This window comes from Seohaeicola nanhaiensis, assembly GCF_042654245.1.
GTDB classification, from domain to species: Bacteria; Pseudomonadota; Alphaproteobacteria; order Rhodobacterales; family Rhodobacteraceae; genus Seohaeicola_A; species Seohaeicola_A nanhaiensis.
The window spans coordinates 62,518-88,622 of the sequence record NZ_JBHSGI010000004.1 but is presented as its reverse complement, the minus strand read 5'-3'; the positions used below and the strand labels follow the sequence as shown (position 1 = coordinate 88,622).

General features: G+C 65.7%; 25 protein-coding genes. 14 read left to right on the top strand and 11 right to left on the bottom strand.

The genetic code is table 11. From position 1 onward, the window contains the following. Positions 1–32: 32 nt before the first annotated feature. The 4 genes from ACFO5X_RS06790 to glmM all read left to right on the top strand — a co-directional run bounded on the left by ACFO5X_RS06790 (position 33) and on the right by glmM (position 4,748). Positions 33–1,400 carry a multicopper oxidase family protein gene (locus ACFO5X_RS06790; RefSeq protein ID WP_380716525.1) on the top strand — a complete coding sequence of 456 codons (1,368 nt, stop codon included), beginning with the start codon at positions 33–35 and terminating at the stop codon, positions 1,398–1,400. Between the two features lie 88 nt (positions 1,401–1,488). After that, on the top strand, positions 1,489–2,406 hold the full coding sequence (locus tag ACFO5X_RS06785; protein ID WP_380716524.1) for a dihydroneopterin aldolase: 918 nt from the start codon (positions 1,489–1,491) through the stop codon (positions 2,404–2,406). Then, entirely contained in the window at positions 2,403–3,398 is a 996-nt protein-coding gene (gene folP, locus ACFO5X_RS06780) for a dihydropteroate synthase (protein WP_380716523.1), read from the top strand. The genes ACFO5X_RS06785 and folP overlap by 4 nt, the downstream gene beginning before the upstream one ends. 3 nt (positions 3,399–3,401) lie before the next feature. Then, positions 3,402–4,748: a phosphoglucosamine mutase gene (gene glmM, locus ACFO5X_RS06775; protein ID WP_380716522.1), complete on the top strand. Its 1,347-nt coding sequence runs from the start codon at positions 3,402–3,404 to the stop codon at positions 4,746–4,748. Between the two features lie 100 nt (positions 4,749–4,848). On the opposite strand, the gene ACFO5X_RS06770 is transcribed toward glmM, so the two are convergent. The 3 genes from ACFO5X_RS06770 to ACFO5X_RS06760 all read right to left on the bottom strand — a co-directional run bounded on the left by ACFO5X_RS06770 (position 4,849) and on the right by ACFO5X_RS06760 (position 8,241). Further along, positions 4,849–5,778 (bottom strand): DMT family transporter, encoded by a 930-nt coding sequence (locus ACFO5X_RS06770; RefSeq protein ID WP_380716521.1) that lies wholly within the window; start codon positions 5,776–5,778, stop codon positions 4,849–4,851. Between the two features lie 132 nt (positions 5,779–5,910). Continuing rightward, positions 5,911–6,933 carry a ketol-acid reductoisomerase gene (gene ilvC / locus ACFO5X_RS06765; protein ID WP_380716520.1) on the bottom strand — a complete coding sequence of 341 codons (1,023 nt, stop codon included), beginning with the start codon at positions 6,931–6,933 and terminating at the stop codon, positions 5,911–5,913. A 138-nt stretch (positions 6,934–7,071) separates the two neighbouring features. Continuing rightward, complete coding sequence (locus ACFO5X_RS06760) at positions 7,072–8,241, bottom strand: Hint domain-containing protein (protein ID WP_380716519.1); 1,170 nt, start codon at positions 8,239–8,241, stop codon at positions 7,072–7,074. 236 nt (positions 8,242–8,477) lie between these two features. On the opposite strand from ACFO5X_RS06760, the gene ACFO5X_RS06755 reads away from it, so the two are divergent. From ACFO5X_RS06755 to ACFO5X_RS06740, 4 genes are all read left to right on the top strand, one after another. Then, the gene (locus tag ACFO5X_RS06755) at positions 8,478–8,933 is read left to right on the top strand and encodes an Lrp/AsnC family transcriptional regulator (protein WP_380716518.1); all 456 of its coding nucleotides are present in this window, start codon (positions 8,478–8,480) and stop codon (positions 8,931–8,933) included. Next, the gene (locus tag ACFO5X_RS06750) at positions 8,930–9,385 is read left to right on the top strand and encodes an Lrp/AsnC family transcriptional regulator (RefSeq protein ID WP_380716517.1); all 456 of its coding nucleotides are present in this window, start codon (positions 8,930–8,932) and stop codon (positions 9,383–9,385) included. Before ACFO5X_RS06755 ends, ACFO5X_RS06750 begins: the two co-directional genes overlap by 4 nt. Before the next feature lie 64 nt (positions 9,386–9,449). After that, the gene (locus ACFO5X_RS06745) at positions 9,450–10,142 is read left to right on the top strand and encodes a glutathione S-transferase family protein (protein WP_380716516.1); all 693 of its coding nucleotides are present in this window, start codon (positions 9,450–9,452) and stop codon (positions 10,140–10,142) included. 87 nt (positions 10,143–10,229) lie between these two features. Then, on the top strand, positions 10,230–11,354 hold the full coding sequence (locus ACFO5X_RS06740; protein ID WP_380716515.1) for an aminotransferase class V-fold PLP-dependent enzyme: 1,125 nt from the start codon (positions 10,230–10,232) through the stop codon (positions 11,352–11,354). Between the two features lie 13 nt (positions 11,355–11,367). On the opposite strand, the gene ACFO5X_RS06735 is transcribed toward ACFO5X_RS06740, so the two are convergent. Further along, positions 11,368–12,564 carry a UbiH/UbiF family hydroxylase gene (locus tag ACFO5X_RS06735; RefSeq protein WP_380716514.1) on the bottom strand — a complete coding sequence of 399 codons (1,197 nt, stop codon included), beginning with the start codon at positions 12,562–12,564 and terminating at the stop codon, positions 11,368–11,370. A gap of 152 nt (positions 12,565–12,716) precedes the next feature. On the opposite strand from ACFO5X_RS06735, the gene ACFO5X_RS06730 reads away from it, so the two are divergent. Then, positions 12,717–13,121, top strand: a complete 405-nt coding sequence (locus tag ACFO5X_RS06730) for a c-type cytochrome (protein WP_380716513.1) — start codon at positions 12,717–12,719, stop codon at positions 13,119–13,121. 15 nt (positions 13,122–13,136) lie between these two features. Further along, on the top strand, positions 13,137–13,535 hold the full coding sequence (locus ACFO5X_RS06725) for a c-type cytochrome (protein WP_380716512.1): 399 nt from the start codon (positions 13,137–13,139) through the stop codon (positions 13,533–13,535). A 4-nt stretch (positions 13,536–13,539) separates the two neighbouring features. On the opposite strand, the gene ACFO5X_RS06720 is transcribed toward ACFO5X_RS06725, so the two are convergent. From ACFO5X_RS06720 to ACFO5X_RS06705, 4 genes are all read right to left on the bottom strand, one after another. Continuing rightward, positions 13,540–14,229 carry an eCIS core domain-containing protein gene (locus tag ACFO5X_RS06720; RefSeq protein WP_380716511.1) on the bottom strand — a complete coding sequence of 230 codons (690 nt, stop codon included), beginning with the start codon at positions 14,227–14,229 and terminating at the stop codon, positions 13,540–13,542. Between the two features lie 70 nt (positions 14,230–14,299). Next, entirely contained in the window at positions 14,300–14,962 is a 663-nt protein-coding gene (locus ACFO5X_RS06715; RefSeq protein ID WP_380716510.1) for a DNA-3-methyladenine glycosylase I, read from the bottom strand. A gap of 35 nt (positions 14,963–14,997) precedes the next feature. Further along, complete coding sequence (locus ACFO5X_RS06710) at positions 14,998–15,402, bottom strand: PaaI family thioesterase (RefSeq protein ID WP_380716509.1); 405 nt, start codon at positions 15,400–15,402, stop codon at positions 14,998–15,000. A 63-nt stretch (positions 15,403–15,465) separates the two neighbouring features. Further along, positions 15,466–15,996, bottom strand: coding sequence for a hypothetical protein (locus ACFO5X_RS06705; RefSeq protein ID WP_380716508.1), 531 nt, complete (start codon positions 15,994–15,996; stop codon positions 15,466–15,468). Positions 15,997–16,372: 376 nt separating this feature from the next. On the opposite strand from ACFO5X_RS06705, the gene ACFO5X_RS06700 reads away from it, so the two are divergent. Beyond that, entirely contained in the window at positions 16,373–17,353 is a 981-nt protein-coding gene (locus tag ACFO5X_RS06700) for a class I SAM-dependent methyltransferase (protein ID WP_380716507.1), read from the top strand. Here the strand turns inward: ACFO5X_RS06700 and ACFO5X_RS06695 are convergent. Continuing rightward, positions 17,332–18,129 (bottom strand): hypothetical protein, encoded by a 798-nt coding sequence (locus tag ACFO5X_RS06695; RefSeq protein ID WP_380716506.1) that lies wholly within the window; start codon positions 18,127–18,129, stop codon positions 17,332–17,334. The two genes, ACFO5X_RS06700 and ACFO5X_RS06695, sit on opposite strands and share 22 nt — an antisense overlap. A gap of 90 nt (positions 18,130–18,219) precedes the next feature. On the opposite strand from ACFO5X_RS06695, the gene ACFO5X_RS06690 reads away from it, so the two are divergent. Together ACFO5X_RS06690 and ACFO5X_RS06685 are read left to right on the top strand one after the other, a co-directional pair. Beyond that, entirely contained in the window at positions 18,220–19,092 is an 873-nt protein-coding gene (locus tag ACFO5X_RS06690; protein ID WP_380716505.1) for a glycosyltransferase family 2 protein, read from the top strand. A gap of 499 nt (positions 19,093–19,591) precedes the next feature. After that, the gene (locus ACFO5X_RS06685; protein ID WP_380716503.1) at positions 19,592–22,099 is read left to right on the top strand and encodes a Hint domain-containing protein; all 2,508 of its coding nucleotides are present in this window, start codon (positions 19,592–19,594) and stop codon (positions 22,097–22,099) included. A gap of 89 nt (positions 22,100–22,188) precedes the next feature. Here ACFO5X_RS06685 and ACFO5X_RS06680 read toward each other — a convergent pair whose 3' ends face one another. Together ACFO5X_RS06680 and ACFO5X_RS06675 are read right to left on the bottom strand one after the other, a co-directional pair. After that, the gene (locus ACFO5X_RS06680; protein ID WP_380716502.1) at positions 22,189–22,788 is read right to left on the bottom strand and encodes a nucleotidyltransferase family protein; all 600 of its coding nucleotides are present in this window, start codon (positions 22,786–22,788) and stop codon (positions 22,189–22,191) included. A gap of 52 nt (positions 22,789–22,840) precedes the next feature. Beyond that, complete coding sequence (locus ACFO5X_RS06675; protein ID WP_380716501.1) at positions 22,841–25,249, bottom strand: GcvT family protein; 2,409 nt, start codon at positions 25,247–25,249, stop codon at positions 22,841–22,843. Positions 25,250–25,518: 269 nt separating this feature from the next. Between ACFO5X_RS06675 and ACFO5X_RS06670 the strand changes: the two genes are divergently transcribed. Then, a complete protein-coding gene (locus ACFO5X_RS06670) occupies positions 25,519–26,079 on the top strand; it encodes an NADPH-dependent FMN reductase (RefSeq protein WP_380716500.1) in 561 nt (186 codons plus the stop codon). Positions 26,080–26,105: the final 26 nt, after the last annotated feature.

Sequence of the window (26,105 nt, the reverse complement as noted above, 5' to 3'; positions counted from 1 at the left end):
AGTATTGGGATGTCCAGACAAGGAGTCCCGTCATGCCTCTGACCCGTCGTGCCCTGCTTGGATCGTTTGCCGCGGCCGCGCTGCCGCCGCGTTTTGCCCTCGCCACGCCGCTGCCGCTGCTTCAGGCGCGGCCCGGCCGGCAAAAGCTGGCGCCGGGCGATTTTCCCGAGACAGAGATCTGGGGCTATGACGGCACCGCGCCGGGGCCGCTGATCCGGGTCGCGCAGGGCGAGCGGATCCAGCGCCGGCTGGTCAACGACCTGCCGCAGGCGACGGCGGTGCACTGGCACGGCATCCGCATCGACAACGCGATGGACGGGGTGCCGCATCTGACGCAGGCGGCAGTCGAACCGGGGCAGGGGTTCGATTACGATTTTGTCGCCCCCGACGCCGGTACCTACTGGTATCATGCGCACAACCGGTCGAACGAACAGGTGGCGCGCGGGCTGCACGGGATGCTGATCGTCGACGAGTCCGACCGTCCCGACGTCGACCACGACCTGCCGCTGGCCATCGACGACTGGCGGCTGGAAGGCGAGACCGCCGCGCTCAGCGGTGATTTCGACAACATGCATGACCTCTCGCACGAGGGCCGGCTCGGCAATCTGCTGACCGTGAACGGCCAGTTCGATCCGTCCTTGACTGTGGCGCGCGGCGAGCGGCTGCGCCTGCGGCTGGCCAATGTCGCCAATTCCCGCGTGTTCGAGATCGGTCTCAACGGGCTGGAGGGCTGGCTGGTGGCGCTCGACGGGATGCCGCTCGATCCCGTGGTGCCGGTCACCGGTGCCTTCTCGCTGGCCCCGGCGCAGCGCGCCGACCTGATCGTCGACGTGACGGGCGAGGCCGCCGACCTGCTCAGCATCGAACCGGACGGCGGCTATGGGCTCATGCGCTTCGCGGTCGCCGGCGGCAGTGCCACCCGACGTCCGGCGCCCGCGCCGCTGCCGCCCAACGCGATGCCCGAGATCGCCAACCCCGCCGCCGCGCCGCTGCACACCATGCGTCTGATGGGCGGCATGATGAGCGGCATGGCCGAGGCCACGCTCGGCACGACGACGATGCCCGCCCGCGAACTGGCCCAGCTTGGCAAGTTCTGGGCGCTGAACGGGCAGGTGGACATGGCGCACGAGCCCTTCATCGACGCCGCCCGGGGCGAGACTCTGCGCATCGCCTTCGTCAACGACACCATGTTCGCCCACGGCATGCACACCCATGGCCACCACTTCCGCGCCATCGGCGGGGATGGCACCCTTGGCCCCTGGCGCGATACGTTGCTTGTGCAGCGGGGCGAATCCGTGCAGGTGGCGATGGTGGCCGACAACCCCGGCAACTGGATGCTGCACTGCCACATGCTCGAACATGCCGCTGCGGGCATGATGAGCTGGTTCCGCGTCGCCTGACGCTTTTGGCCGCCGGGACGGCGTCCGTGGACCGTCCGACCGGACCCTTGCGCCCTAGGGTCCGCCCAGAACAGGAAAGGCCCCGCCGATGAGCCATGAAATCCGCCTCGCCTTCGCGCATCCCGCCGAACGGGCCGAGGCCAGCGCCCCTGATAGTCCGCTCGACCGCATCTCACTGCGCGACCACGTGGTCGAGGTCGACATCGGCGCCTTCCAGTCCGAACGCGGCAAGCGCCAGCGCATCGCCTTCAACGTGGTGGTCGAGGTCCGACCGCTGGCCGAGCCGGTCGACGACGACGTCGACCGCATCCTGAGCTACGACCGGGTGACCGAGGCGATTGCCCACGAACTCGCCGCGGAACGGCTGAACCTGCTGGAAACCCTGGCCGAGCGGGTTGCCGAGCGCATCCTTCTCGAACCCCAGGCCGTGCGCGCCTTCGTGCGGATCGAAAAGCTGGATCGCGGCCCCGGCGCGCTGGGAGTCGAGATCGTGCGCTCCAAGACCGCGCAGAGCGCCCCGCAGGACGACGACCGCCCGCATCCCCGGCTGATGTATCTGTCGAACGATGCCATCGCCTCGCCGCTGCTGGCGGGCTGGCTCGACCAGATGGAACACGCCGACCGCCCGTTGATCCTCTGCGTCGGACCGCACGACCAGCCCCTGCCGCGCACCGGACACCGCATGACCCAGCGCCGCATCGACCTGCTGGCGATCGAACAGAACGCCTGGGTGCTGGCCGCACGTGATCCGCGCTGTGTCGTCGTCGCCACCCGCACCGAACTCGACTGGGCGATGAAACACCGCCAGATCAGCGTCTGGGCGCCCTCCAAGATCGTGCTCGACGCCATCGACGGCCCCACGGTCGGACCCGCCGATGCCGTGGGGCTTGCCGCCTGGTTCGCTGCCACCTTTTCGGCCGGCGAGATGCTGGTCGTCGGCGCCGAGCTGTCCGCAAACCCCGGCGTGCCGCTGCGCGCCGTGCCGGTCACGCAGGAGCGGCTTTGATCCGGTTCCGCCCGCTGCTCCAGCACGGTCCCGCGCGGCCCGAAGGCGCGCGGCTGCTCGGCGGCGGCCCGCTCTGGTTCACCCATGCCGAACGCCTGTCACGCGACGCCCAGCCGACCGTGGTTCCGGCTGACGCCGTGGACCCCGGCGCGCTGGCCCGGCTGACTGCGGTCCGGCCACCGGTGCTGAACCTCTCGATGAACCGCCCGCGGATCATGGGCATCGTCAATGTCACCCCCGACAGCTTTTCGGACGGCGGCGTCCACCTTGACCCCCAGGCCGCCATTGCCGGGGCGCTCGACATGGTCGCGGCCGGGGCCGAGATCCTCGACATCGGGGGCGAATCCACCCGGCCCGGATCCGCGACCGTGCCGGCAGAGGAAGAGATCGCCCGTATCCTGCCGGTGATCGAAGGCATCCGCGCCGCCAGCCGCATCGCCATCTCGGTCGATACGCGAAAGACCGCCGTCGCCCGCGCCGCTCTGGCCGCCGGGGCCGATCTGATCAACGATGTCTCCGGTTTCTCCCATGACGCGACGCTCGCGCCCTTTTGTGCCCAACACGGGCTGCCGGTCTGCGTCATGCACGCCCAGGGCGATCCCGAGACGATGCAGGCCGCGCCCCGCTATGACGATGTGCTGCTCGACGTTTACGACCATCTCGAAGCGCGCCTGTCGGCCCTCGAAGCGCAGGGCATTCCGCGCGCCCGGATCCTCGCCGACCCCGGCATCGGCTTTGGCAAGACGCTGGACCACAACCTCGCGCTGCTGAAGGACATCGCCCTGTTCCACGGCCTCGGCGCGCCGATCCTGCTGGGCGTCTCGCGCAAGCGCTTCATCGGCACGCTGTCGGACGAACCCAAGGCCGACCGCCGCGCCCCCGGTTCCATCGCCGTGGGGCTTGCAGCCCTGGCGCAAGGCGTGCAAATCCTCCGGGTGCACGACGTGCGCGAGACGGTCCAGGCCGTCCGCCTGTGGGAAGCGGTGAGGTAAGGTATGACCAGAAAACTGTTCGGAACCGATGGCGTGCGCGGGACGGCCAATTCCCATCCCATGACTGCCGAGATGGCGCTGCGCATCGGCGCGGCGGTCGGGCGCTACTTCCGCCGGGACAGCGACGGCGTCCACCGCGTGGTGATCGGCAAGGACACCCGCCTGTCGGGCTACATGTTCGAAAGCGCGCTGACCGCCGGCCTCACCTCGACCGGCATGAACGTTCTGCTGCTCGGCCCGGTGCCGACGCCTGCGGTGGGGTTGATGACCCGCTCCATGCGCGCCGATCTTGGCGTGATGATCTCGGCCAGCCACAATCCGGCGCCGGACAACGGCATCAAGTTTTTCGGCCCCGACGGTTTCAAGCTGTCCGATCAGGCCGAGGCCGAGATCGAGGCGCTGATCGACGCGGGCGTCGACCCCGCCGAGGCCGCCAGTATCGGCCGCGCCAAGCGCATCGACGACGCGCGCTTCCGCTATGGTGAACGGATCAAGTCCTCGCTGCCGCGCGATCTGCGGCTGGACGGGCTGAAGGTGGTCGTCGACTGCGCCAATGGCGCCGCCCACCGCGCCGCGCCGGAAATCCTGTGGGAGATGGGGGCCGAGGTTGTCCCGATGGGAGTCTCGCCGGACGGTCACAACATCAACCGTGGCTGCGGGTCGACCCAGCCGCAGGCGGCGGCCGAGATGGTGGTGGCGCAGGGCGCGGACGTGGGCATCTGTCTGGACGGCGACGCCGACCGCGTGATCATGATCGACGAAACGGGCGCGATTGCCGATGGCGACCAGTTCATGGCGCTGCTGGCCAGCCGCTGGGCCGCCGATGGCCGGTTGACCGGCGGCGCGCTGGTGGCGACGGTGATGTCGAATCTGGGGCTCGAACGGTTTCTGTCTGGGCAGGGGCTGCGGTTGGAGCGCACCGCCGTGGGCGACCGCTATGTCGTCGAACGGATGCGCGAGGGCGGCTTCAACCTCGGGGGGGAGCAGTCGGGGCATATCGTGATGACCGACTATGCCACCACGGGTGACGGGCTGATGTCGGGGCTGCATTTCCTGGCCGAGATGGTCCGCTCGGGCCAGCCGGCCAGCGCCCTGGCGCGGCAGTTCGCGCCGGTGCCGCAGCTTTTGAAGAACGTGCGCTACACCGCCGGTCAGACGCCGCTGGAGGCCGATGCGGTCAAGGCGGCCATCGCCGGGGCCGAGGCGGCGCTGGCGGGCAAGGGCCGTTTGCTGATCCGCAAATCCGGCACCGAGCCGCTGATCCGCGTGATGGCCGAATGCGAAGACGAGGCGATCCTGACCCGCACGGTCGACGAGATCGTGGCCGCGGTGAGCGAGGCGACACGCTAGATTTTCGGCGGTGCCCCAAGGGGTTCCGGGTCGCTCAAAATCCTGTCCCGGATCCTCACTCCTCTTTTTTGACGGGATTTCAATACCTTGACCCCCCGTCCTAGCTGGGACGCCTGTTCTGGCGCGAAAACAGCCGGACCAGCGCCCCCCATTGGGTCAGCGCCACACCCACCAGAATGAGCGCCGTCGCCAGCAGTAGGGACAACTTCAGCGGCTCGCCCAGGAAGATCACGCCCAGCGAGACCGACCACAGCGGCACCTGATAGTTCGTCAGGCTCATGAACACGGGCCCCGCCGTGCGGGCCACGATGATGCGCAACAGATTGGCGGCCGCCGTGGGCAGCAGCCCCAGCAGGGCGATCAGGGCCAGCCCCCGCGGGCCGGGATCCGCCGGCAGACCGTGGCTCGCCAGCGCCAGCGGCACCACCACCGCCGAGCCAATCAGCAGCGTCGCCGCCGAAATCCCCACCGGATCCAGCGGCGGCAGGCGGCGCAGAAGCACCGAACTGACCGCATAGCAGGCCGCCGCGCCCAGACAGGCGAGCCGGCCGAACGGCTCCATCCCGGCACCGGTGCTGACAAAGGTTTCGGGCCCCATCAGTACGAGGATACCGGCAAAGCCGATCAGGAACCCGATCGCGCGCCGCATCGTCAGACGCTCGCCCGGCAGCAGGAAATGGGCCAGCGGGAGCACGAAGAGCGCGACCGCCGCCATGCTGACCCCGGTGAAGGAGGAGGTCACATATTGCTGCCCCCAGGCCAGCAGCATGAACGGCGCCGCCGCCGACAGGACCGAGGCCGCCACCAGCGCCGGCCAGTCCCGCTGTGCCGTCGTGAACATCCGCGCGCCCCGCGCGATCCAGACCGCCCCGGTGATGACAGCCGCAAATGTGATACGCCCGGCCGCGACCCACAGCGGCGGCTCGGTCTCTAGCGCCATCGCCTGCACCATGAAGGTTCCGCCCCAGACAAACCCGAGGGCGATGATCATGATCCAGCTGGCGAGGGTGATATTGGGTGTATCGCTCATGCCCGTGACAAAGCGCGGCGCGGCGCCCGGGTCAATCGCAATCCCTTCGCCCGGCAGCGAAGCATCGCCCCCTGAACGGAAAAGGCGCCCCGGATGTCTCCGGAGCGCCTGACTGTCGCGAGGTCTCGCGGATCAGTTCTTGGCCTTGTCGACCATCTTGCCCTTGGAGATCCAGGGCATCATGGCGCGCAGCTTCTCGCCGACCTGTTCGATCTGGTGTTCGTCGTTCAGGCGGCGGGTTGCCTTGAACATCGGCTGGCCGACGGCGTTTTCCTGCATGAAGTCGCGGACGAATTTGCCGGTCTGGATGTCGCGCAGAACCTCTTTCATCCGGGCCTTGGTCTCGTCGTAGGGCAGGATGCGCGGGCCGCTGACATATTCGCCATATTCGGCGGTGTTCGAGATCGAGTAGTTCATGTTGGCGATGCCGCCTTCATAGATCAGGTCGACGATCAGCTTCACCTCATGCAGGCATTCGAAATAGGCCATTTCCGGCTCGTAACCCGCCTCGACCAGCGTCTCGAAGCCCATGCGGATCAGTTCGACCAGACCGCCGCAGAGCACGGCCTGTTCGCCGAAGAGGTCGGTTTCGCATTCCTGGCGGAAGTTGGTCTCGATGATGCCCGAGCGGCCGCCGCCGATGGCCGAGCAATAGGACAGGCCCAGTTCCAGCGCGCGGCCCGAGGCGTCGTTGTGCACGGCCACGAGGCAGGGCACGCCGCCGCCCTTGGTATATTCGCCGCGCACGGTGTGGCCGGGGCCCTTGGGCGCCATCATGATGACGTCGACGCCTTTTTTCGGCTCGATCAGGCCGAAGTGCACGTTCAGGCCGTGCGCGAAGGCGATGGCCGAGCCTTCCTTCAGGTTGTCATGGACGTATTTCTTATAGGTCTCGGCCTGCAGCTCGTCGGGCATGGTGAACATGATCAGGTCGCACCAGGCGGCGGCCTCGGCGATGCCCATGACCTTCAGCCCTTCGCCTTCGGCCTTCTTGGCCGAGGGAGAGCCCTCGCGCAGGGCGACGACAAGGTTCTTGGCGCCGGAGTCGCGCAGGTTCAGCGCATGCGCGTGGCCCTGGCTGCCATAGCCCAGGATCGCCACTTTCTTGTCCTTGATCAGGTTGATGTCGCAGTCGCGGTCATAATAAACGCGCATGTTGGTTCCTCTCTCTACAGATGCCGCGCACCATAGGGCATAGGCCAAGAGGTTTCGTGCAATCTTTTGAAGAAACTGGGTGACAGGTGAGATCGTAATTCTTCCGAACCACGATCTGCGGAAAGTTCATGCGTCTTGTCAGGCGACCCGCTGGAGAACGGCTTGGGCATCCGCGGGCGAGACTGACCCTTGCCGCGAAATCCCGCTGAAACCGGATGTGCCGATGACCTGCGTCTCGGCGGGTGTCAGGCTGCTCCGGCACAATGTCATGCCCATGAGGTGCGGGAAGTTTTCCCGCAGGTCCGCCTGTGCCGCCGTGCCCACGATGGACAGCGTGATGTCGCCCAGGAACAGGGTTTCGCTGGCGATGCCTTCGGCAAAGACCGCCGCATGGTGGTCTAGCAGCAGGTGGTGATAGACGACGCGCCGCATGGGAACCGGCCGGACGCGCTCGCCATCGACCAGCGCCTTGGCCGGAACCAGAACCTCGGACTGGCCGAAGTGCAGCTCGGCGGCGGGCGAGCGCAGCAGCATGCGATGATTGGGCGAGACCAGCAGGTCGCGGCGATTGCCGAATGTGCCTTTGGCGATGCGGATCGGAGCCAGCGCCCCGCGCCCAAAGGCCTCGAACCGCCCGGTCCAGCGCAGCGGCTGGGGGCCGTCGTCCAGGGTCAGAACACGGTCGCCGACCGCCAGTGCCTCGATCGGGCGCGGGCCTTCGGGCGTGTCGATCAAAGTGCCTTCAAGAAAGCAGACCACGACCTGGAAGGTGCTTGCAGCGTCGGTAATCTCCATGCTCTGGCCGGAGCTGTATTGCGAGATGCCCTGTTTGTAATGCAGCACCGTTCCGGGGGGCGGTTCGGGGCCTTCGAACATTACCCCGACGACTTCGGTGTTGTAGCCCTGGGTGATCGAGACGCCGACCATGCGGTAACAATTCCCCGCGGCATCGAAGAGGGTCACCTCGTATTCATTCTCGATGTTGACCGGCGGATTTTCCTTCCAGCGCACATGTTCATCACTTGGCTGATAGGTCTTGCCGTTGATGGTGGTGGCCTCGGTCAGCTGCTGGTCGTGCACCGTAGAGCCGGCGAAGGGGTCGTCGGTAAGATAGCCATCCTTGTCGTCAAAGGTGATGGCGACCTTTTGCGAGGGAAAGGTGAGCGAGAGATCCGTCGGGTTCTCCCAACTGAAGGCGTCTCCGTTCAGCGCGTTCCCGACGATATCCGACTGGTTGCAGGGTGCGCCGGAGTCGCGCACGATCGTCATCCCGCTTTTCGCGAAGACGTGGATGGTTCTTTCGGTCATTGCCTTCTGTCTGCCTCGACCGGTCGCTGCTGCCCGCCGGTTTGTTGTCTTGTTTTCCAAGACTTAACCCACGGCATTTGTGCTGTGCAGCATTTTTCGGGATTGTTGAGAAGCCATGGCGCGATGTGACATTTTGGCAGCCCATCCGCGCTGTTGTGCGTGATCGGATCGGTTTGACGCCGGGCGCTGCACCTGCGATATGATCATGCGCTGAATTCACAATTCCCGGATGAACCATGCTGGACGACACCGACCGACGCCTGTTGCGCCATTTGCAGGCGGACCCGGGCCTCACCAATGCCGAACTGTCCGAACGCTGCGGGCTGTCCGCCGCGTCGTGCTGGCGCCGGATCGAGGCGATGACGGCGCAGGGCATCATCCTGAGCCACGAGGCCGAAATCGACTGGGCCGCGCTTGGCTATGGGGTCGAGGTCAGCCTGCGCTTCACGCTGGACAAGACGCAGCCGCGCGCCTTCGACGAATTCATCGCCGCGGCGCGCGAGGTGCCAGAGGTGCTGGAGATCCAGACCTTTCTGGGCCGCGTCGATCTGCGTCTTCTGGTGATCGCGCGCGACCTGCCGCACTATCAGGAGATCTATCGCGACCGTATCCTGACGCTGCCGCATATCGCCGATGTCGAGGCGCTGATGCATATTGCGCGGGTGAAATCGGACGAGACCCTGCCGCTATGATGGATCTGGACCAGATCGACCGCCAGCTGCTGCGCGCGCTGGCGCAGGATGCAACCCAGACGGCCGGCGCGCTTGGCCGCCGGTTCGGCCTGTCGCAGCCCGCGACCTGGCGGCGGATCAAGCGGCTGGAAGAGGGCGGGGCGATCAAGGGCCGCCGGCTGCGGCTGAACGCCCAGGCGCTGGGGTTCGGTGTGACGGTCTTCCTTGGCATCAAGCTGGCGCGCAAGGGGCAGGCGAGCTTTGCCGACTTTGAACGCGCGGTCAGCGCGATTCCCGAGGTGCAGACGGTCGAGCATGTATTGGGTCTTTACGATTTCCGCCTGCGCGTGGTGGCGCGCGATCTGCCGGATTTCGAACGTGTGCTGCGGAGGCGCATCATGACCCTGCCGGGCGCGGGCGAGCTGGAGGCCAATGTGATGCTGAGCGAGGAGCGGCGGCTGGGACCCCTGTAGGGAAGGCTTGACTGGGGGGATGGCCCATTTATGTTGATATAAACATAAATGGGGGGAACGTCCGATGTCTGCCATCACCATCACCGCCTACGATTGGGTTCCCGATATCGCCAAGGGGCAGGTGCGCGACCTGCGCCTGCGTTGGGCGCTGGAAGAGGCGGGGCTTCCTTACAAGGTCGAACTGGTCGCGCAGGGCAGCCAGGGCGAACCGGCCAATCTGAAGCGCCAGCCCTTCGGCCAGATTCCGACGATGGAGCAGGACGGGGTGACGATGTTCGAGACCGGCGCCTGCGTCTGGCGGATCGCCGAACAGTCCGAGGCCCTGCTGCCGTCCGGCCGGGCAGAGCGCGACGCCTGCCTGAGCTGGGTCTTCGCCGCGCTGAATTCGGTGGAGCCGGCGGCCTTCATGCTGGGGTTCCTGCGCTTCTGCGAGATGGAGCCTGCGCGGTTCGGGCTGAAGGACGCGCAGACGGCCAAGGACATGAACCCCGCGGCGAAGGGGCATTTCGACCAGCGTCTGAAGCGGGTGGCCGGGGCGCTGGACGGGCGGTCGCATCTGGTGGCGGGCCGCTTTACGGTTGCAGACCTGATGATGACTTCAGTTCTTGTCTCTGCCGAAAAGCGGGGGCTGATGGCGGATCACCCCGAAATCGCCGCCTATTTCGAGCTGCACGCGTCCCGCCCCGGATACCGCAAGGCCATCGCCGACCAGCTGGCCACCTTCGCGGAACACGAGGCGCACTACGCGCGCGGGTGAGCGCGCGCCGCCTTGGGCGAATTCGGCTTTTGAAGTTCCGCGCGGCCTGCGCTATGCGCTTGTGCGAGGCCAGCGACGGAGGACACCATGGCATTGCGCGACGATATCGACCCCCAGGGTCTGGACGAATTCTCGGTCGTCTTCACCGACCGGTCGCTGAACCACATGAGCCAGACCTTCCAGCAGGTGATGCGGGATATCTCGGCCACCCTCAAGGAGGTCTACAACGCCGACGCGGTTGCGGTGGTGCCCGGCGGCGGAACCTATGCGATGGAGGCGGTGGCCCGTCAGTTCGCCCGCGGCGCCAAGGTGCTGGTGGTGCGCAACGGCTGGTTCTCGTACCGCTGGAGTCAGATCGTCGAAACTGGCGGCATCGCCTCAAGCGCCACGGTGATGAAGGCGCGGCGCACCGGCAACGCGGCTCCGTCGCCCTTTGCCCCCGCGCCGATCGACGAGGTGGTCGCCGCCATCCGCGACCAGAAACCCGAAGTCGTCTTCGCGCCCCATGTCGAAACCGCCGCCGGCGTGATCCTGCCCGACGATTATGTGACCGCCCTTGCGGCGGCAGCGCATGAGGTCGGCGCGCTGATGGTGCTCGACTGCATCGCCTCGGGCTGTGCCTGGGTCGACATGAAGGCCACGGGTGTCGATGTCCTGATCTCGGCCCCGCAGAAGGGCTGGAGCGCTTCGCCCTGCGCCGGTCTGGTCATGCTCTCGGAACGGGGCGCGGCGCGGCTGGAAGAGACGACCTCGGACAGCTTTGCGGTCGATCTGAAGAAATGGCGGTCGATCATGGCGGCCTACGAGGGCGGCGGCCATGCCTATCATGCAACCATGCCCACGGATGCGCTGCGCGATTTCCGCGACACCATGAACGAGACGCGGGACTATGGCTTTGACCGCCTGCGCGAGGCGCAGTGGAAGCTGGGCGATGGCGTGCGCGCCATGCTCAGGGCCAAGGGTGTCGTCTCGGTTGCGGCCGATGGCTTTGGTGCGCCGGGTGTGGTGGTCAGCTATACGAGCGATCCGGACATTCAGAACGGCAAGAAGTTCGCGGCACTCGGGATGCAGATTGCCGCCGGCGTGCCGCTGCAATGCGACGAAGGCCCGGATTTCCGCACCTTCCGGCTGGGGCTCTTCGGGCTCGACAAGCTGTATGATGTCGACGGCACCCTGGCTCGGTTGCAGCGGGTGGTTGATCAGGTGCTGTGATCGGGCGCGCGCCTCAGCGCACGCCCAGCCCCATGCGCATCAGCGTGTGCCGCACCGGTGCCAGACCGTAAAGCGCGTTCAGCCCGACCGCGCGCGCGACGAGCAGGGGCTGCGCGCCGGCCATCGAGGCGCGGTTCAGCAGGTCGATCCCGTGCACCCGCATCCGGATATCGCCGATCCGGGCGCGGTGATAGGCGTCCAGCATCGCCGCGTCGCCCAGCCCGTCGGGCCGCGCTTCGGCCAGGTCGAGCAGGGCGCGCAGGTCGGCCAGCGACATGTTCAGCCCCTGCGCCCCTATGGGTGGCACCACATGCGCGGCCTCGGCCATCAGCGCGACCCGCTCTCCGGCCATCCGCTCGGCGTGTTGCAGGATGATCGGCCAGACGGTGCGGCGCGAGGCCAGCGTCAGCGGTCCGAACAGCGCGCAGGAGCGGTCGGTCATTGCCGCCTCGAACTCGGGCACCGGCATCGCGGCCAGTTCCAACGCACGCGGGCCGCGCTCCATCCAGACGACGGCGGAATACGGTTTGCCCTCGTGATCGGGCAGGGGGACCAGCGTGAACGGCCCGCCCGACCGGTGGATTTCGGTCGAAACGTTGCGATGTGGTTCGGGATGGGTGACCGCGAAGGCCAGCGCCTTCTGGCCATAGCGATGAGTCGTGACCCCGATCCCGGCCGCCTGCCGCATCGGTGAGTCGCGCCCATCGGCGGCGATGACCAGCCGGGCCGAAACGCGGGTGCCGTCCGACAAGGTCACGCGCGCCTCGGCCGTGCGTGTGAACAGGGCGCGGGTGCTGGTGCCGGGGCGAAAATCGACGCCGGGCAGGGTGGCGAGCTGCGCGACCAGCTCGCGCCGGATCAGCCAGTTCGGCAGGTTCCAGCCAAAGGGCTGCTCCGATATATCGGCGGCGTTGAACTCCTTGACGGTGCGGGGCACCGACTCCGCGCCGCCGGCATCGACGATACGCATGATCTGCAGCGGCTCGGCATGGGGGGCGAAGCGATCCCAGATGCCGCAACGCTCAAGAAGGTCGCGCGCCGGTTGCAGGATCGCCGTGGTGCGCAGGTCTGCGCCCTGCGCCTCGCGGTCGGTGACGGGCGGCGCCGGATCGACGCAGATCACCCGGAAACCGGAGGTGGCAAAGGCCGCGGCGGCAGTCAGCCCGGCAACGCCGCCGCCGGAGATCAGGATATCGCAGGTGTCTCTCATCGCGCCTCGCTTTCGGTCCGGACACTACGCCGACAGGCCGGGGCAGGCCAAGCGGCATCCTGTCCCGGCAGGCGACGTTGATTTCGATCATTGTCCGCGCCGGGAAATCATCCATTATTGACTCTACAGATCATGTCCATGGGGAGGGAAAGATGATTGCGAGATTTGCGGCATTACTGGGGTTGGCCTTGGCAGCCGGCAGTTCCGCGACTGCGCAGGACGCCGCCGAGGGGGCTGAGGTATTCCGCACCCATTGCGCGACCTGTCACGGACTCGACGCGGATGGTACCGGGCCGATGGCCGGGGTTCTGACGATCCCGCCAACCAATCTCACCAAGCTCAAGGCCGGCAACGGCGGGGAGTTCCCGACCGCGCGCGTGGTCGCCCGCATCGACGGGCGCGATCCGCTGGTGGCGCATGGGTCGCCGATGCCGGTCTATGGCTATTTCTTCGAGGGGCAGGATACGCCGATGAAGACGCCGGCGGGCCAGCCCATATTGACCAGCAAGCCGATTGTCGATCTGGTGGCCTTTCTGGAATCGCTGCAAGTCGACTGATCGGAGGCGCCTAACATGCTGCTCAAACTGTATTTTGCCCTGCCGGTTGCCGCCGTGCTTGCCGCATGCGCCGTCGACGCGATGCCGGAACCGTCAGAGGGCGAGGTCCTGTTCGCCGAGAACTGCACGTCCTGCCACGGACGCGATGCGCGCGGCGGGATTCTGGTCGGACGCAAGAAGGCGCCGAACCTGACCGAGATCACCGCGCGCCATGGCGGGGTCTTTCCGCGCGCGATGGTGATGTCGCAGATCGACGGCTATGGCCGGGGCAAGCTGCCGCGCGAACAGATGCCGGAATTCGGCGCGCTGCTGGCGGGCGAACAGGTGCCGGTCGAGGTGGACGGGGTGATGACGCCGACCCCGCGCTCGTTGGCGGCACTTCTCTACTATCTTGAGAGCATCCAGGGCAGCTGAGCTTTCAGTCGCAGATACCGTCCAGTTCGGCGCCCTTCCACGGGAGCATGACATCGCGTTCGCGCCGGCCGTTCCGGGGCAGGTCGGCCACCGGGAAATCGGCCCTCAGCATGTCGTGCAGCCGCTTGGTGCGCGCGGCGTTGGGCGCCAGTGCGCGGCAGCAGACGTATTCCTCCATGATCGACCCCTGCTGTTCGAACCCGAAGTCGAGCAGATCGGGCGAGGTTTCGAGGTTGAACAGGTAGGGGTCGCTGGACCGGCCATGCTCGACCGCCGCCCGCAGCGGGCTGTATCCGGTGCGCGCGCGGTTCTGCCACTGCCAGACATGGACCAGCTCGTGCCCGAGCAGCATCGCGGCGGTCAGGTTCATGCGGTCGGGATAGCCGCGCAGATAGTCGTCCGTATACCAGTCGCGGGCAAAGAACACTGTGTTGAACAGCGTCACCGCCGCGGGTTTCGCGGTGACAACCGACTCGGTGACCGGGGGGAGGATCAATTCGCGGCAGGTGACGCGCGGGCGGGCCTTGCGGTGAAAGGTGACGGCCCCGACCGGCGCGCCATCGACCAGTCGCACCCGTTTGAGGTTGACCTGATCGCCCATGATCGCGCTGGCAAAGGCGCGTTCGTTGACGGTGAGCGGGCGGCCGCAGGCGGCCAGCGCGAGGACGGACAGAAGAAGCAGGCGCAGGATCATGGCGCGACGTTAGCGGCGCGGATGTGAAACGGGTAGTGCCGCAAAGCCGCGATCACCGGAATTTTGCGCCTCACAGGCTCATCGCCAGGACGCGGCTGATCTCGGTAAGCGAGCGTCCCGACTGCTCCATCCACGTATTGAAGGCCGCCTGAACCGCCTTCATCGAGGACTTCGACCCTGCGGGCTTGTCGATCACGCCTTCGGCGATCAGGCGGGCGGTCACGTCCTGGGACAGGATGAAGCTGTCTCGCCCGGAAAAGCGCATCGCATACTGGCCTGTCGTGCCGCCCATGCGGGCCGCGCGGGTCTTGAGCAGGTCCAGCAGCCCTATGTAATCCGTCGATGGCCATCCGCCCAGAACCTTGGACGCGCCGCCTTCGTCGCGGAGTTCCAGCAGAAAGGCGGCGTTGTCGCGGACAGCGGAAATCTTGGTGCCATTGCGCACGATCCGCGTGTCCTGGATCAGGGCGTCGAAGGTCGCGTCGTCCATCAGCGCGTTGCGGCCGACGTCGAAGCCCGAAAAGGCGGCTTCGAACCCGTCCCATTTGGCTTCGATGACCTTCCAGTTGAACCCGGACTGGAAGATGCATTTCGTCATGGTGGCCAGCCAGCGGTCTTCCGGTATCTTCGCCAGTTCGGCGGCTGGCGTCGGCTTGGACAGCTTCGCCTCCAGCGCGGCGGCGCCGCCGTGCCGGCCGGCAGAGATATCGAAGATTTCGTCGAAGTGGCGCATGGCAATGTCTCCGGCCGGTCTGTAACGTTTGGCGTTTACGCTGCGAAAAACGAGGCCGTGGCGGTGGCGACCAGCTTGCCGCTGTCCGCTTCGCTCATCTCGGCGCGGGTGAAGACAAGCGCCTTGCCCGCCCGCACGACCGAGGCGCGGCACAGGATGGCGCTGCCTGTGCCGGGGCGCAGAAACTGGGTGTGCAGGTCGGTGGTGGCAAAGGCGCGGAAGGTGCCGGCCTGCGCCAGGGCCGCGAGCACCATGGCGGTATCGGCGAGTGCGGCCAGAGCCTGACCCGAGACTATTCCGCCGACGCGGATCAGCTTGGGCGCCAGCGGCATCCGGACCAGAACGTGATCCGCCCCCACCTCTTCCACCTGCATGTCCAGCGCGCGCACCCAGTCGGCGAAGTATTTCTCAAGCAGATCGTGCGCGTCCTGCGGCGTCATCCGGTGTCTCCCCCTCGGCGGTTTTTCCAAGAGGTGACGCGGCTGCCGACAAAAGGCAATGGTCTAGGGGCGGGCCGAGGTCAGTTCGCTGTGGTGGCGCTGGCAGTCCAGCACCGCGTCGAACGCCCGTCGCGATCCGCGCAGGGTGAACCTGCCAAGCTCGGCCTCGCCATAGGCCCAGGTCATCCGCGTCTCGCGCCGGAATTCGGCCAGCAACTGCTTGGACTTGTCACGCTCGGCATTGACCAGGATGTTGAGGCCGGGCGCTCCGTCCATCTGAACGCCGGTCATGTCGAGCGTCCAGGGCAGGCGGCGTCCGAAGGTGACGGTCACGGGATAGATCGTGCCGGGGGTGATCGAGCTCCAGCGTTCGTCCAGTATGGTGATGTCGAGCGCGGTCACACCATCGCGGGTGTCGAAGCCGATGAACATCGCGGTCGGTCCCCAGAGCGTGTAGGCCAGACAGCCGCCGGTGGCCGGGTAATAGGAGATGTCCCACTCGCCCACCATCGACCAGCGGCTGGGCTTGGCCGCGGCCACACCAGCCGCGCAGATCAGCAAAGCCGCCAGAAGGCAGCGCAAGAAACAGGCCATGAAGCCCCCGTGAACGAACCGGGGGCAAAAGATGGCGGAAAAGTGTCGGGACACATAGCGAATTTTCGATATCGGGAAGGGGATGGAGAGGGCGGCCTTGGAAGATTGCGTTCTTTCAATTAGTTAACATGTTCTCTTGGTAAGGCGCATTGTTTCTGAATGTTAAACTTGGATACGTTTCAATCGTTCATTGTTTACACGCTCCCGAGAGCCTCCGCCGTTGCGAATCTCTTTCAAGCCTTCAGGCGTGGGGCGTGCAATACGTTGAAAGGGAACCGGATTCGTGCGGCCCGTCTTGGCTTGGCCGGCAAATCGTGATTGTCTGCGCCCGGCAGGCGTTGACCGCCATTTCCGGCGGATCTTCCGGAGAGAGATTATGACACGATCCATCCTGACCCCGTTTCTGGTGCGGGGCGTGCGGATGTATAACCGCATCACGGGCCGGCTTCCGGATCGCGCGAACTGGCCAATTGTCTGGGGCAATACGTCCCGATTTGCCGCGGACCGCTGGCAAAAGCGCGACAAAGCTTTCGAGCGTTGCGACTACAGCTATTCCGACGCCATGGAATTTCTGAACGCCGCCCGTCCGGGTGCTGTTCGCGATATCCGCGAAGGGTCGATCCCCGAACCTGCGTTGAAGGTCGTGACACGCCACATGGGCGACCTGGCCGCCGACCGGCCGCTCAAGGGTCTGCACATCGGCAACTTTGTGGGCGTTTCGCTGGCCTGCATTACCGATGCCGCGCGAAAATTGCACGCCGACTCGGTCGTGCTCAGCATTGACCCGAACATTCCCCATCGCGGCATCGACTCGCCGCAGGATCTCGTGACGGGTCTGATGGCCCGCTATGGGTTGCTTGGTAACTGGATGCCGGTCACCGGGTTCACGTTGGACCGAAGCGCGCTGTATGGTGTCCTCAACGACAAATCCTCTCCCACGCGCCATGCCAGCTATCACGGGTTCAGCGCGACCCAGGTTTTGCGGAACCTCGCGCGGCTCGGCACGAAATTCGATTTCGTCCTGATCGATGGCAACCACTCCGAAGGCTATCTGCGCCGTGAGGTGGCCAGCCTGATGGGGCTGGTGCGCCCGGGCGGCTATCTCTTCTTCGATGATGTCGACGAGAACTGGGGCGGGGTGATGGCTGTCTTTGCCGGTCTCGATCCGCTGACCTTTGCCAAAGTGGCACATGAGGGTCGCATCGGTGTGGTGCGGCGCAGGCGCGGGGTGAACGAGGACGCGCCCGGCGGACCCGGCCGCCGTGGCGGCAAGGGGGGTGGCAAGCGGCCCGGCGGGCCGGGCAGGGGAAAAGGTCCCGGCGCGGGACGTCGCCGTCAGAACGCCGGCGGCGCCTGATCGGGATAGATATAACCCAGGCGCGCTTCGATTGCGTGGTCGAGTTCCTGCAGCATGAAGGCATGGTCGGCTGGCGATAGCTCGGACGGTGTGACCGGCCGCACCGCCACCGCGGGCTTGAACTTGGCGCCCAGCCGCTTCGTCACGCCGCGAAAGGGCTTGTTTCTCGCGGGCAATCCCAGTCCTGCAACCAACCGGTCGACCACGGCCTCGGGCGCGGACTGCAGCGCTTCCATCCGAACCACGGCGCAGGTGCAGTCGCGGTTCAGATAGCCGAGCAGCCCGCGCAGCTTTTCCCGACGTAACGCGAACAGGTTGGCGGGGGCGAGTCCGGTCGCCGGATCCCGGTCGGCCTGAAGCGGCTGACCGATCAGGCCGGTCTTGCCGCCGAAATAGCGCGGACGGTCGATGACCGTATCCCAGCGCGCGCGCAGGAAGGCGGGAAAGTCGAGCTCTTGCAGCACGGGTACGGCGTGCCAGGGCTTGAAATGCATCGAACAGGCCCAGTCGGCGGCATTTCTCACCACGCAGATCACCGCCACATCGGACGGAATGGCGAGGGCCGAAGGGTGGCCATGCTTCCACCCCAGCGCCTCGGTCGGATCCAACGTCGAGTTGCGTTGCAGCAGGCGGTGCAGGAAATTGGTGCCCGAGGAGCGTTCGCCCAGGACCTGGTACCGCTTCGGCACCGGACCGGCACGGCGGACGAAAAGCCCGCCTTCGGCAAAGTTGTCGGGCAGCGCGGCCGCGAGTCTCTGGCTATGGTCGGTCTGCAACGATTGCCCACCCGATGGAAACTTGTGGATTCTCTTATACCCCTCGGGTGGCTAAGGATAAGGCAAAACAGGGGCGAGGGGCGGACAGAGATGCAGACGGCAGCCGCGCTGACCATGGTGCGCGACGATGCATTTTTCCTCAAGGCCTGGCTGCGCCATTACGGCGGGCTGTTCGGGCGCGAGAATTGCTATGTCGTGAACCATGGCCGCGGCGACGAGGTGGCGCGTCTGGCCGAAGGCTGCAACATCATCGGCATTCCCGGCGATGCGCACCGCAACTTCGACATGAAGCGCTGGCGGATGCTGAACAACTTCGTCATGGGGCTGCGGTGTTATTATACCCATGTCATCGTGGGCGACGTGGACGAGCTCGTGGTGCTCGATCCCGAGGCCGGTACGGACCTCAAGACTTGGCTCGAGGATCAGCCGAACGACAGGGTGCTGACGCCGCTCGGCCTGGAAGTTATCCACCGCATCGACATCGAGCAGGAGCCGATCACCGACACCGTCCTTGGCCCGCGCCGCCATGTCCGCCATGCGCCGCATTATTCGAAACCCTGTGTTGTTTCGGCCGGGACCAAGATCGCGCGAGGCGGGCATTTCACGCAATATCAGAAGCTGCACACGCCCGAACACCTCTACCTGCTGCATCTGAAGTTCTGCGACTTCGAAACCTATGCCGAAGCCATGAACCGCCGGAACGCCGTCACCAAAGACTTGGGCGGGTCCTTCAAGGATGCCGCTATCGGGCGTCATTGGTACGCGGAAGAGCGTGGCGAGGACCGTGCGGTCTTCGAGGCCTTCGCCGAGCTGGAGCTGCAGGACGGCTTTGCCATGGGGCCGCTGCGCAAACGGATGCACCGCACCTGGGGCGCGCGGGGCAACACCGGCTATTGGGCCTTCGAGCGCGCGCCGACACAGCGCCAGTATGTGCTACCGGAGCGGTTTGTGGGCCTGATCTGAGGCGGCACGAATCGGCGGGTGGATTCGGGCAAGCCACGAGTCGAATCAGCCGCCTGCACGGCCGATTTCCCGCGAAATGCGCCGTAATCGCCACCGTGCTGGCGGACTGTTGCGCGTCTGACGAAAAAAAATGGCTAAAATGTGGCGCAACCTTGGCATGATCCGGGCGGGGTTACTTCCCGGTTAACGTTTCTGCCGCCGCAACAACGATTCGCTGCCAAAAATCTGCGGGCCTAAAAACATCTCAGAAACATGGCTTTGCAGGTCATGGTCCCGAGGGGCTTTTCCGGTTTCGGAAACAATCCGGGGGAGAAGGTTAACGTCGTCCGTTCCGGTCGCCGGCCGATGCGCCCGACCGCCTGATTTTGGCGAAAAGTTTCGAATTGCCCGCGGCCCGACGAGTCCGTTTCATGGTCGGGCCTGATGAGCCATCCGGGATCATCCCCCGCGCCCAACAGGTGTCTGCTGCATGCACCCGGACAAAACCCAGGAGTGAACGATGACGGTATCCAGCGGTTTCGATCCGAACGGGGTCTTCAACCTGATCGGGCTATGGGATTTTGCCCATGGTGCAGAAACGCGGGACACGGGCCTGGCCGACGGCATTGCCCAGGACGGCCAGTTCATCGGCGGGGCGTCGGCGGCCTGGGGCGATGCGAGGTTTGACGGGTCGAATGACCGCTTCGATGTCTCGGGACAGGACGCGCCTTTCGACCTGTCGGCCGGGGTTATCGAGATCAAGTTTCAGCAGGACGCCCAGATCGGCCACGACCCCGACACGCTGGTCAGCCGAGGAGAGTTCTGCGACCGCGCAACCGAAGGCTATTTCGGCATTACCGTTCTGCCGAACGGCGCCATCCAGGTCCTTCACGATGCCAATGGCAAGGAAGGGTTGCTGACCTCCGATGCCGGGCTGGTCTGTCCGGGCGACGAGATCAAGGTGACCTATAGCTGGGACGCCGCAACCGGCGGCAAGCTGGTGGTCGAAAACCTGGATACCGGCGCGACGCAGATGCTGGAGCATTCGATCGCCGGTCTCGACATGGATGTCGGCGACAACGACGGCCAAAGCTTTACCTTCGGCGCGCGCGAGGCGGACGACGGCCAGTTCGACCAGCATTTCGACGGGTCCATCGACTATGTCGCCGTCTATCAGAACGAACCCGTCCCGATGGGCGATGGAATCGTCGAGGGCACCGCGGGTGACGATCTGATCGACATTGCCTATCTCGGCGATCCCGAGGGCGACAGGATCGACAACGGCGATGCCCTTCTGCCGGGCGAGGCGCCCGATGACGATATCGTGGACGCGGGGGCTGGCGATGACACCATCCTCGCCGGGGCGGGTGACGATACGGTCTATGCCGGCAGCGGCGACGATCATGTCGAGGGCGGCGCCGGCAACGATGTCCTTTATGGCGACAGCAGTCTGCCAGGTGGCGGCGGCATGCCGCGCGAGAGCTTTGAGTGGGACAAGGCGCCCGACCCCAACGGACCGGCGCCTATCGACAGCGGCGACGATCTGTCCGGCGGCTTTACCCAGAACACGGGCAGCGTGGATGTCACCTATTCAGTTCTGCATGAAAGCCCGGGCGTCGACAGCGAATTCACCAATGTGGATCTGAACGTCGACGGCGTCGTGACGGACGGCGCGCCTGCGGATGACAACAGCGGCCTGTGGTCGGAGCTGAACGGCGAAGGCCACTGCGCAACATATCAGCTCGAATTCTCGCAGCAGGTCACGGATGTGTCCTTCAACATCAATGACATCGACGGCGATGGTGTTGTGCGTATCCAGGCCTGGGATGCCGACGGCAACCAGATGGAGCTGAACCTGACGGGCGGATCGAAGCTCACCCTGCTCGACACCGACACGCTGGCCGGCAACGATGCGGCTGACAGCCAGGGTGGCTACGGCGACCCCGATACCTCGCCCTACACGCTGAACGTCTCGATTGCCGGCCCGGTGGCGCGCATCACCATCGAGCATACGCAGAACGGACCCGGAAATACCGGTATCGCGGTCACCGATGTGTATTTTACGCCGACCGTCATCGCGCCGGTTGACGGCAACGATACGCTGATCGGAGGCGAGGGCGACGACATCCTGTATGGCGAGGGTGGCAACGACACGCTGAGCGGTGGCGCGGGCAAAGACGTGATGGAGGGTGGCGACGACCGCGACACCTTTTCCGACATCACCGCCGGGGACATGGTGGATGGCGGGGCGGGCTTTACACAGGATCCTTCAGACGATTTCGACACCCTGGATCTGACCGGTTCGGCCGGGACCGGATCGCTCAAGGTGAACATCACAGGACCCGACAGCGACGGCAACGGCTTTGACGGGACCGTGGAGTATTTCGACGCGCAGGGGAACCACACCGGCTCGATGAACTTCGTGAATATCGAGACCGTGGTGCCCTGTTTCACGCCCGGAACCATGATCGCGACCCCGAGGGGCGAGCGGGCGGTCGAGACCTTGCAAGTGGGCGACCGGGTCATCACGCGCGACAACGGGATCCAGCGCATCCGCTGGGTCGGGCAACGGGTTCTCGGGGCGGCGGAACTGGTCCGCAGCGCCCATATGCAACCGGTGCGCATCCGCAAAGGCGCCCTTGGCAACGGGCTGCCCGAACGCGACATGCTCGTCAGCCCCAACCACCGGGTGCTGGTCGCCAACGACAAGACTGCGCTCTACTTCGAAGAGAGCGAAGTTCTGGTGGCGGCCAAGCATCTGACGGGACTGGAAGGCGTCGATTTTGCCGGAGCGGGCGCTGTGACCTACATCCACTTCATGTTCGACCAGCACGAGGTCGTTCTGTCGGACGGTGTCTGGACCGAGAGCTTCCAGCCCGGCGATCAGACGCTGTCCGGCCTCGGCAACGCGCAGCGGAACGAGATTTACGAGCTGTTTCCCGAGCTGAAGACCAGCCAGGGACGGGCCGCCTATCAGGCCGCAAGACGCTCGCTCAAGCGGCATGAGGCGCAGCTTCTGGTGCACTGAGGTTTTTAAACAGTTATGCAGCCCTCGCGCGCCGTTCTGGCGCGGCGGGACTTGGACGGGGTGGCGGGGGCGCCGCCCCGTTCCTGTTTTCAGCGCCCGGCGCGCCAGGCCGCCCAGTCTTCGGGGGTGTCGAGATCGCGCCGGGCGTGCTGGCCGGGCAGCGGAACGAGCTGCACCCGGGGGCCGGCCTGGGCCACCACCTCGCGCCCGCCGCCATCGCCTGCAAGGGTGGCAAACGCGGGGAAGAGTGTGGCGGCAAAGACAATCGGATGGCCGGGTTTGCCGTCCTCTGTCGCGCCGCGCCAGATCAGGATATCGGATTTAAGTTCAACCGCTTGCGCGACGGTCCTCAGGTCATTTTCGGTGAGTTCGGGCAGATCGGCCAGCACCAGCATCGCCGCCGCAGTGTGAGGCGGCAGCGCCGCGAAGGCGCGACGCAGTGAGGCGTTCATGCCCTCGCTGGCGTAAGGCACGGGGACCGGTGTGACATCCAGGCCTGAGATCACTTCGTAGCGTGCATGCGGCGGCGCGGGCAGGGCGACCAGAACCGGACCCGTGGTCACGGCGCGCGCGATTTCGGCCTGACGACGCAGCAGCGGCTGACCATCGACGATCTCCAGCAACTTGTCGGCCCCGCGCATCCGCGACGACGCACCGGCGGCCAGGAGGATGATGGGCAGGTCGGTCATGGCAAAGAGCTATCGGCCATGCTGCCGCCTGACAAGGTGCGCCTTGCTTGCCTCAGCCCCGCATCCGCGCACCGTCGGCATCGAACAGAGGCTCTGTGACCAACCGCGCCTTGCGCATCTGGCCCAGGATCTCGATCTCGACCGCCAGCCCGTCCTGCACCCGGTCGGTCGGCACGAAGCCTTGGGCGACAGACTTGCCCGCATGATGCGAATAGCCGCCCGAGGTGCAGAAGCCCTGCACCGTGCCGTCGAGCCAGATCGGCTCGTATCCCTGCACGTCCGCATCGTCCGCATCGACAACAAAAGCCGCCAGTCGCCGCGCCGGGCCTTTGGCCCGCTCGGCCTCGGCTGCAGCGCGGCCGATGAAATCGGCGTTCTTCTTCCACGCGATGAAGCGGTCGAGACCCGTCTCGGCGGGCGTGTAGTCGGGCGAAAATTCCGAGAGCCACGACCCGAAGAATTTGTCGAGCCGCAGCGACATCATAGCCCGCATCCCGAAGGGCACCATGCCATGCGCCTGTCCGGCCTCCCACAGCACCGACCACAGCGCGCGCTGGTCCATCGGGTCGCAGTAGATCTCGTATCCGAGGTCGGCGGTATAGCTGACCCGCTGCACGATGCAGTTGACCATCCCGACGACCATGCGGCGCACGTCGAGGAAGCGCATGTCGGAAATGTCGCTGCGGGTGCAGGCCGACAGAACGTCGCGCGCCTTCGGCCCGGCAATCTGGAAGCCGGTGCGCTTGTCGCTGATATTCTCGATGGTTACGCCGTTTTCCTCATGCTGTTCGAACCAGCGGTAATGATAGGCCTGGCTGCCGTATGAGGCAGTCAGCTGGAACTCGGTCTCGCTGATGCAGGAGATGGTGAAATCCCCGATCAGCCGCCCCTTGGCCGAGAGCATCGGTGTCAGCGAGACACGCCCCAGATCAGGGACCCGCCCCGCCATGATCCGGTCGAGCCATGCCCGCGCGTTCGGCCCCGTCACCCGATACTTGCCGAAGTTGTGGACCTCGTTGATCCCCACGCCCTCGCGCACGGCCTTGACCTCGCGGGCCGTCGCGCCGAAGGCGTCAGAGCGGCGGAAGGAGGGCGTTTCATACGTCGGCTCAGTGCCTTGCGCGAAGTAGTTCACGACCTCCAGCCCAAATTGCTGGCCCCAGACCGCGCCCATGCCGGTGAAAATGTCATACATCGGCGAGGTCCGCAGCGGCCGCGCGGCAGGCAGTTCCTCGTTCGGATAAGAGACCGAGAAGCGCTTCTGATAGTTTTCGATCACCTTGGGCCGCGTGTAGCCCGGCGAAATCCAGTTGCCGAAGCGGGCGACGTCCATCGCCATGGTGTCACGCTCGCATTCGCCCTCGATCATCCACTGCGCCAGCATCAGCCCGACGCCGCCGCCCTGGCTGAAGCCTGCCATCACGCCGCAGGCCGACCAGTAGTTGCGCAGACCCGGCACCGGGCCGACCAGCGGATTGCCGTCGGGTGCAAAGGTGAAGGGGCCGTGGATCACGGTCTTGACCCCGGCGCGCTCCAGCACGGGGAAGCGTTTATAGGCGAATTCAATGCTTTCCGTGATCTTGTCAAAGTTGTCCGGCAGCAGTTCATGCCCAAAGGTCCAGGGCGTGCCATCCACCGCCCAGGGCTTGCAGCGCTGTTCGTAGAAGCCGATGCAGAGGCCGCGCCCCTCCTGCCGCAGATAGCTTTCGCCGGCCGGGTCCATCACATGCGGATGCTCGCGGCCCGCTTCGTAGATCTCGGGGATGTCGTCGGTGACGATATACTGGTGCTCCATCGGGTGCAGCGGGAAGTAGACGCCCGCCATCGCCCCGACCTCGCGCGCCCAGAGCCCGCCCGCGTTGACCACATGCTCGGCATGGATGGTCCCCTTGTCCGTCACCACGTCCCAGGTGCCGTCCGCGCGCTGGTTGGTCTCGCGCACCATGCAATGCGTTTCGATCGTGGCGCCGCCCATCCGCGCGGCCTTGGCATAGGCGTGGGTCGTCCCCGAGGGGTCGAGGTGCCCGTCCAGCGGGTCGTAGAGCGCGCCGATGATCCCGTCGAGGTTGGTGATCGGGGCGATCTTTGCGATCTCTTCAGGCGTCACGATCTCGGTTTCCAGACCCATGAACCGATGCTTGGCGCGTTCGGCCAGCAACATGTCGAAGCGGTCCTGATTGTCCGCCAGCGTGATCCCGCCCACGTGGTGCAGCCCGCAGGACATGCCGGTAATGGCCTCCAGCTCCTTGTAAAGGCGGATGGTATAGCCTTGCAGGGCCGCCATGTTGGTGTCGCCGTTCAGGGTGTGGAACCCGCCCGCCGCGTGCCAGGTGGAACCGGAAGTCAGCTCGGACCGTTCGACCAGCATGACGTCGGACCAGCCAAGTTTGGTCAGATGATAGAGGACGGAACATCCGACGACGCCTCCGCCGATGACGACGACACGGGTGGTGGTTTTCATGGGGCCTCCGGAGCTCGATCTGACGGCACAGTCGCTGTCCACCGGGGCGCGGGCAAGCCGTTTTCCGACAGCGTATGTCGCTTCTGCGGGTAGATTGGCGGTTCGCATTGAGGGCGAGGCAGGATTCGGCGGTTGCCTGAGCGGACCCGGTATCTCCGATGTGCCGTCTTGCGGCGGCAGCCATGCGCCCTATGGTTCACGGCGGTAACGAACCGACAGCACACCGATGCCTGGGCGCAGGACTCGGTAGAGACGAAAGGAAATCAAACATGTTGAAAGTCAAAATCATCATCGGCTCCACCCGGCCCGGTCGGATCGGGCCGACCGTGGGAAAATGGGTCACCGAGGCGGCCAGGAAGCAGGACGGTTTCGAAGTCGAAACGGTCGATCTGGCCGATATCGGACTGCCGCTTCTGGACGAGCCGAACCATCCGGCCAAGAAGGAATACACCAAGGACCACACCAAGCGGTGGAGCGCGATCATCGACGACGCCGACGCCTTCGTCTTTGTCACGCCGGAATATGACTTTTTCCCTCCCGCCTCGCTGGTCAACGCGCTTCAGTGCCTGTCGCAGGAGTGGAAATACAAGCCGGCCGGGCTTGTCAGCTATGGCGGCGTTTCCGGCGGACTTCGCTCGGCGCAGGAACTGCGGATGCTGATGGTCAATCTGAGCATGGTTGCCCTGCCGGGCGTGGTGCCTGTGCCTTTCTTCCCGAAATTCATCGAAGACGGCACCTTCACACCGAACAAGGAAATGGCGGATGGCGCCGCAGGCATGTTCGCGGAACTCGCGAAATGGGCCAAGGCCCTGAAGCCGATGCGCGGCTGATGCGAGTGGCCGGCGGTTTCAGATGT